Source organism: Streptomyces sp. NPDC029164, from assembly GCF_055563995.1.
The window spans coordinates 1-6487 of the sequence record NZ_JBVHWW010000080.1 but is presented as its reverse complement, the minus strand read 5'-3'; the positions used below and the strand labels follow the sequence as shown (position 1 = coordinate 6487).

4 protein-coding genes are annotated in these 6487 nt (G+C 71.7%); 1 reads left to right on the top strand and 3 read right to left on the bottom strand.

Features of this window, described 5'->3' with window-relative positions; genetic code table 11:
• Positions 1–164: 164 nt before the first annotated feature.
• Together ACZ4VT_RS37160 and ACZ4VT_RS37155 are read right to left on the bottom strand one after the other, a co-directional pair.
• On the bottom strand, positions 165–3488 hold the full coding sequence (locus ACZ4VT_RS37160; protein ID WP_467955776.1) for a S8 family serine peptidase: 3324 nt from the start codon (positions 3486–3488) through the stop codon (positions 165–167).
• A 262-nt stretch (positions 3489–3750) separates the two neighbouring features.
• Positions 3751–4311, bottom strand: a complete 561-nt coding sequence (locus ACZ4VT_RS37155; protein WP_467955775.1) for a CGNR zinc finger domain-containing protein — start codon at positions 4309–4311, stop codon at positions 3751–3753.
• Between the two features lie 136 nt (positions 4312–4447).
• Here ACZ4VT_RS37155 and ACZ4VT_RS37150 point away from each other — a divergent pair, with 136 nt between their 5' ends.
• Positions 4448–5329: a pyridoxamine 5'-phosphate oxidase family protein gene (locus ACZ4VT_RS37150; protein ID WP_467955774.1), complete on the top strand. Its 882-nt coding sequence runs from the start codon at positions 4448–4450 to the stop codon at positions 5327–5329.
• Here the strand turns inward: ACZ4VT_RS37150 and ACZ4VT_RS37145 are convergent.
• A complete protein-coding gene (locus ACZ4VT_RS37145; protein WP_467955773.1) occupies positions 5305–6267 on the bottom strand; it encodes a hypothetical protein in 963 nt (320 codons plus the stop codon). The genes ACZ4VT_RS37150 and ACZ4VT_RS37145 overlap by 25 nt on opposite strands.
• Between the last annotated feature and the right edge of the window lie 220 nt (positions 6268–6487).

Sequence of the window (6487 nt, the reverse complement as noted above, 5' to 3'; positions counted from 1 at the left end):
GGGGGGGGGGGGGGGTTTTTGGCGTTGTGTGTTTGGTCTTTGTTTTTGTGGTTGTTGGTTGGGTGGTTGGGGTCCACGCAGCGGGGGGGGGGGGGGGGGGGAAGGGGGGGGGGTTTTTCCTCCCCCCCCCCCCCCCCCCGCTGTCGTGCCGGGTACCTACCGGGTTACGGGAGGACCTTCTCGATCTGCACGCTGCCGGTGCCGGCGGCGGTGCCGCGGGCGTTGAGCAGCTGGACCTGGCCGAAGAACTGCCGGCCCTCGGGGGCCGCGCTGTTGACCAGGACGTTCGCCGAGACGGACGCCGAGGCGCCGTTGGCGAGGTTCACCGCGGCGCTCTCGTCGACCTGGACGGAGCCCAGGGCGGCCGAGAAGAACACGTCGCGGTAGTCGTACGTGGTGGTGCCGGCCGGGATCGCGTAGCCGATGACCTTGACGCTGTAGGTGCCCGCGGCCGGGTTGACCAGGCTCACGGCCTCCTCGGAGTCGCCGTCGGCGGAGGTGCCGACCTTGACGCCGTCCTTGTAGACCTCGAGGTCGAGGTCCGCACCGGTGTCGGAGACCTTGCCGATGGCGACGTCGAGGCGGGAGACGCCCTCGCCGATGGTGACCTCGGAGGTCTGGGTCTCACCGTTCGCGATGGTCGGCTTGGCGACCTTCGCGGAGCCGAGCGGGCCGCCCTTGAGCTTGCCGCCGGAGATGGCCGCGGCGTCGTTCTTGACGGTCCACTGGACCGGCGCCGGGGTGCCCTGCTTGACCTCGGGGAGGACCTTGACCGCCGGGTCGAAGCCCGCGCCGAGGACGGAGACGTCCAGCTTGAACGGGTTGTCGAGCAGCGGCGACGTACGGCGCGACTCGACCTCGATCTCCCAGACGCCCGGCTGCGGCTCGGCGTACGAGCGCAGGTCGGGGCGGCAGGTGTTCGCCGGGTTGTCGTAGTTCGGGTAGCACTGGGTGGTCGCGCTGTCCTCGACGCCCACACCGTACGGGTGGATCGAGATGAAGCGCGTCTGGCTGCCCGGCTGGAGACCGCCGAGGGCGACCTCCAGCGTCTTCGCGCCCTGCGGCACGGTGACGAAGTACGACTTGTGGCTGTTGCGCTGCACGGAGGAGGTGTCCGAGAGCGTGAACGACGGCGCGGTCAGCGGGGCGGCGGCGACGACGGTCGTCAGGATCTGCTTGTCGATGCCCTCGGTGGTCTCGTCGTCCAGCTGCAGGATGCCGCTGTGGACGCCGCCCGACTTGGCGTTGGCCTCGACCTTGATGGTGACGGGCTTGTTCAGCGGCAGGGTGACGTAGTCGTAGCCGCCGATGACCTTGAAGGTGCCGTCGTTGTTGCGCCAGCTCAGGTTGTGCCGGGTGCCGTACTTGACGCCCGTGGTGCGGGTGACGACGACGTTGTAGACCTTCTTCTGGCCGACCTTGAGGCCGCCCTCGCGGTCGTAGAGGCCGGTGCCGAAGCCCGGGGTCTTCAGGAACTGGTCGATCGCGGTGTCGACGGGCGCCTTGACGGTGAACTCGTTGGCCTTCGCGTCGCGCTGGATGGACTCCCACGCGCCGGGGACGTTGATCAGGCCGGAGCCCTGGGCGTGCGCCGGGACGTCGTCGATCTTCTTCGCGGTGCTGGTGAGCGCCACGCGCAGGCTCGCCGGGGTCAGCTTGATGTTCTGCTGCTTGGCGGCCGAGATCAGCAGGGCGCTGGCGCCCGCCGCCTGCGGCGAGGACATCGAGGTGCCCTGGAGCATGCCGTAACCGGCCGGCAGGGTGTAGCCGGCCTCCTTCACGGGCGCGCCGGGCAGCCAGGTCTGGATGGTGTTGATGGCCGCGCCGGGGGCGGTGATGGTCGGCGTGAACCCGCCGTCCTCACGCGGACCGCGCGAGGAGAAGGGGAACATGTTGTACTTCTTGGCCACGCCGGAGCCGTAGTTGGCGGCCCAGGTCTCCTTGGAGACCGCGGCACCCACGGAGATGACCTTGTCCGCGAGACCGGGGTCACCGATGGTGTTGACACCGGGGCCCTCGTTGCCCGCCGAGATGACGAGCTGGACACCGTAGGTGTCGATGAGGTTCTTGTAGAGCTCCGAGCGGGCGTTGTTGCCGTCGTTCAGCGCCGGCAGACCGCCGATGGACATGTTGACGATGTCCACGCCGCGGTTGACGACCAGGTCGATCATGCCCTCGGTCAGCGCGATGTTGGTGCAGCCGCCGGACCAGGAGCAGGCGCGCGAGGAGACGAGCTTCGCGCCGGGCGCCTCGCCGTTCATCTTGCCGCCGAAGAGGCTGTTGGCGGCGGTGATGCCGGCGACGTGCGTGCCGTGCTCGGACTCGATGATGCCGACGTTGACGAAGTCGGCCTTCTTGCCGACCCAGTCACCGCCCAGCGGGTCCATCGGGACGTCCTTGCGGATCTCGATCACGAACGGGATGCGCTCGGCGACGTCGGTCGCCGGGTTGTCCGTGCCGAAGTAGCCGATCTGGTAGCCGTCCTTGTACGGCTTCATCGGCTCGTTGTTCGTGAAGTCGCCGTCCTGGTCGGTGTCGACCCGGACGGTGCCGGCGGCGGCGTCGTAGAGCAGGCCGAACCGGTCGGTGGTGTCCCCGTCCCGGTTGACGTCGCCCTTCATGTCGCCCGTGGCGGTGATCGACTCGCTGAACCGGCTCCACTGGAAGGAGCCCGCGGGGGCCTTCCAGCTCTGGCCGCCCGCGGTGAAGGTGCCGCCCGCGGAGGTGACCGGAGTGATCTGGGCGCGCCAGGTGGCGTCGCCGTCGGTGATCGGGTCGGTGGCCGTCACCCAGTCGACGATCTTGCGCTCGCCGGTGGTGGTCTGCTGCAGGGCCGGGTGGCCGAGGTCGACGCCCGAGTCCATGATGCCGATGGTCACGCCACGGCCGTCGGCCTGCGGGTTCTGCTTCACGAAATCAACGGCACCCGTCTCGAAGGACGGGTTGTACGGGTTCTTCGCCGGGGTGTTCTTGTCCGGCGCCGGGTACGTCTCGGCGGCGGTCTTCTTGACCGCGCCCGACTCGCCCTTGGCGTCGGGACGGGGGTCCGGCAGCTGGATCTCGTGCCGCAGGTCGATTCCGTGCACCGAGGACAGCTTGGCGGCCGCCTTCAGCGCGGCCTCCGCCTTGCCGGTGGGCAGGGTGGCCCGCACGTAACCGAGGTTGTCGTACGTCTGGCCCACCGAGGCGCCCTGGACGGCGCCCAGTTGGTCGGAGACCTGCTTGGTCTGCCCGGGGGCGGTCGCGACCATGACGGTGACGTTCGCGTCACCCTTGGCCTTGGCCTCCTGGAGCAGCTCGGCGTCGGCCGAACCGAGCTTCTGGTCGGCGGACTTGACCGCGGGCGCGGTGCCCGGGGTGTCCGCGCCGGTCGCCGCGAACACGGGCGCGGCGCCGGTGGCCGCGAGGGCGGCGACCAGGCCGGCCGCGGCCGCGACGCGTGCGACGCGTCTGGCCCCGGGTATGGAGCTGGGGGATTCGAGGGTCATCAGCATCCCTGGTAAGTGAAAGATACGGTCCGGATTTCGGTGCCGGATGACCGGTCAGCTTTCCTCACGTGACAGCTCTTTGGGGAGGGTTGTCATTGACCGAGACCTGCCATGGCGGACTCTCGCCAGTGCGGCGTATGCGCCAGCGCGGCCGTACCGGGGCACAGTGGTGCGAATCAAGGGTGCTGAAGAGTAGATTTGTAGACTTTCCCGCCTCGCCGTGATGAACGGTCCCAGAGCGGGTGTGACAGATTCCGGGCGCTCAGCGCTCGCGCGTGCGCGCGTAGTGGCGCGAGGCCTTCGCCCGGTTTCCGCAGGCGGCCATCGAGCACCAGCGCCGGGTGCCGTTGCGCGAGGTGTCGTGGAAGTGCAGGACGCAGGTCTCGGACGCGCACGCGCGGATCCGGCCGGGTGCGCCGGCGAGCAGTTCCAGGTAGTCCCGGGCCGCCGTCCAGGCCGGACCCCACGTCGGGTCGTCGAACTCGGTGCGTTCGCCCGGGCCCTCGGCGGTGAGGGTGGCACGGATCCGTCCGTGTTCCAGCACGGCGTCGACCAGCGTACGGGCGCTCGGGTCGGCCGGGTCGGCGACCGCGCGGGCCAGTGCCTCGCGCGCGGTCAGCAGGTGGACGAGGGTCGCCGCGTCGGCGCGGAAGCGCTCCGCGAGGCCCGTGCTCTCCAGCCAGACCGCGAGTCCCTGTATCCGGGTCAGTCCGGCCGCTCCGGCGAAGAGGTCCTGCGGCTCCCCGTCGGTCACCCAGCGGGTGTTGAGCAGGTCGAGGGAGACCGGCTCCCCGGTCAGGGGGCGTGGGTCCGCTGCCGTCATGTCCCTCTCGCCCTTCTCGCCGGGTGGCTAACCCCTTAAGGGTACGTGAGCGGTTGACTCCCTCCAGTCTAACCTTTAATCTCCATATAGAAGGTTAGATGGAGGGCTGTGGGAGACCTTGGGGAAGGAAGCCGTCATGACCTACCACCGGGGCGCGCTGGCCGTGCAGGAGCGGGTCGGAGTACGGGAGCTCGCCGAACACGTCGGCCGCTCGATCGGCGCGGGCGTCGGGGACGTCGCCGCGGCCTTCCTCGGGCTCCAGCCGCACCTGGTCGTCGGCGCGGCCGACGCCTCCGGGCGGATGTGGGCCTCCCTGCTCACCGGTCCGCCGGGCTTCGTACGGGCCACCGGGCCGGACCGCGTCACGGTCACCGGCGGACTGCCGGCGGGTGATCCGCTCGCCGGCGCGCCGGCCACGGACGGGACCCCGGCCGGCGCCATCGCGCTCGACCCGCGGACCCGCCGCCGGATGCGGCTGAACGGGACCCTGGAGCCGGCCGGTCGCGGGTTCGCGGTCCGGGCCGAACGGGTCTTCGCCAACTGTCCCAAGTACCTCCAGAAACGGCAGCCCCTGGAGCTCGCCGCGCAAGGAGCCGGTGTCGTGTGGCGCGGGCACGCGCTCACCCCCGGCCAGGAGCGGGCCGTCCGCGCCGCCGACACCTTCTTCGTCGCCACCACCGCCGAGGCGGACGGGGTGGAGGCCAGTCACCGGGGCGGGCTGCCCGGGTTCGTCGAGGTGCTCTCGCCGACCGAGCTGGCCTGGCCGGACTACGCGGGCAACGCCATGTTCCTGACCCTGGGGAACCTGACCGTCGATCCGCGGGCGGGGCTGCTCTTCCCGGACTGGGAGAGCGGGGCGGTTCTCCAGCTGAGCGGCCGGGCCGAGACGGAGTTCGGGGCCGACGGGAGCCGCCGCACCCGCTTCCGGGTGGAGTCGGTGGTGGAGGGTCTGCATCCGGGGCGGCTGCTCTGGAGCACCCCGGAGTACTCGCCTCACCTGGGGAGCACCACCAGATAGGCGGCGGGCTCGCGGTCGCCGGACGCCGTCAGGGCGGTGCGGACCACCGCGGCCTGCTGCTCGGGCCAGTCGCGGAGCTTGCGCGGGGTGATGTGGATGACGGTCACCCCGAGCCGCTCCAGCGTCTCGCGCTTGCGGACGGACTCCGACCACTCCTCGTCCTCACCCTGGCGGGGGGCGCGCGTGTCGATCTCCAGGGCCACGGACTGCTCGGGCCAGAACGCGTCCACCCCGCCGAGGTGCGGGCCGCCGGGCAGCCGGAGGTCCACGTTCCACACGGGCTCGGGCAGCTCGTAGCCCCGCACGAGGTGGTACAGCCGGTCCTCGGCGATGGCGCGGCCCTCCGCGAGGAGCGAGTCGACCGCGTCGACCACGTGCGGCCGGTTCAGCAGCCGGGCCACCGTCAGCTCCCGTACGACGGCGGCCGGTTCGCAGTGCCCGCCGCGAACGGCCTCGCTGAGCAGCCGGCGTACGGTGCCGGCGTCGGAGAGCTGGGCGACCGCGTCGGCGACGGCCCGCGCGACGGGCGCCACCGGCAGGCCGGTCACCTCCTGGGACCGGGGCGGGGTGTGCGCCCGCACGATCCGCACGTCCCCGGTGGAGCGCAGCCGCCGGGTCCCGGGCACCAGCACGTCGATGTGCGAGAGGGCGAGCAGCGCGGGCGCGGAGGCGAACCGGTACAGGGCCAGCGCCGCCAGCCCGGTGATCATCGCCTCGCCCGCGCCGCGCCGACCCGCGTACAGCAGCGCGGCGTGCAGCCGCTCCTCGCTGGTCGCGGGACCGGAGTGGAGCAGGAACACCCCCGGCAGGATCTGCTGCCAGGGCCGCTCGGCGGCGTCGGAGGCGGTGACGCCGTGCTCGCGCAGCTGGGCGAGGGTGAGCACGCGGGGGCGGCTGCCGGTGAGGTGGGCGAGGGGGAGGGGTGCGTTGTGGTTCATGACGCGGTGATTCCCTCAGGCCATGGCCTTGCTAACCCCTGTTACACGCTCGTCGACAAATCCGGACAAGCTGGGGCTAAAGTACGGGCGTTCGACTGCCGATGGGGTGCGCCCGTATGGGGGACCCGGCGCGGGGGGGGGGGGGGGGGGGGGGGGGGGGGGGGGGGGGGGGGGGGGGGGGGGGGGGGGGGGGGGGGGGGGGGGGGGGGGGGGGGGGGGG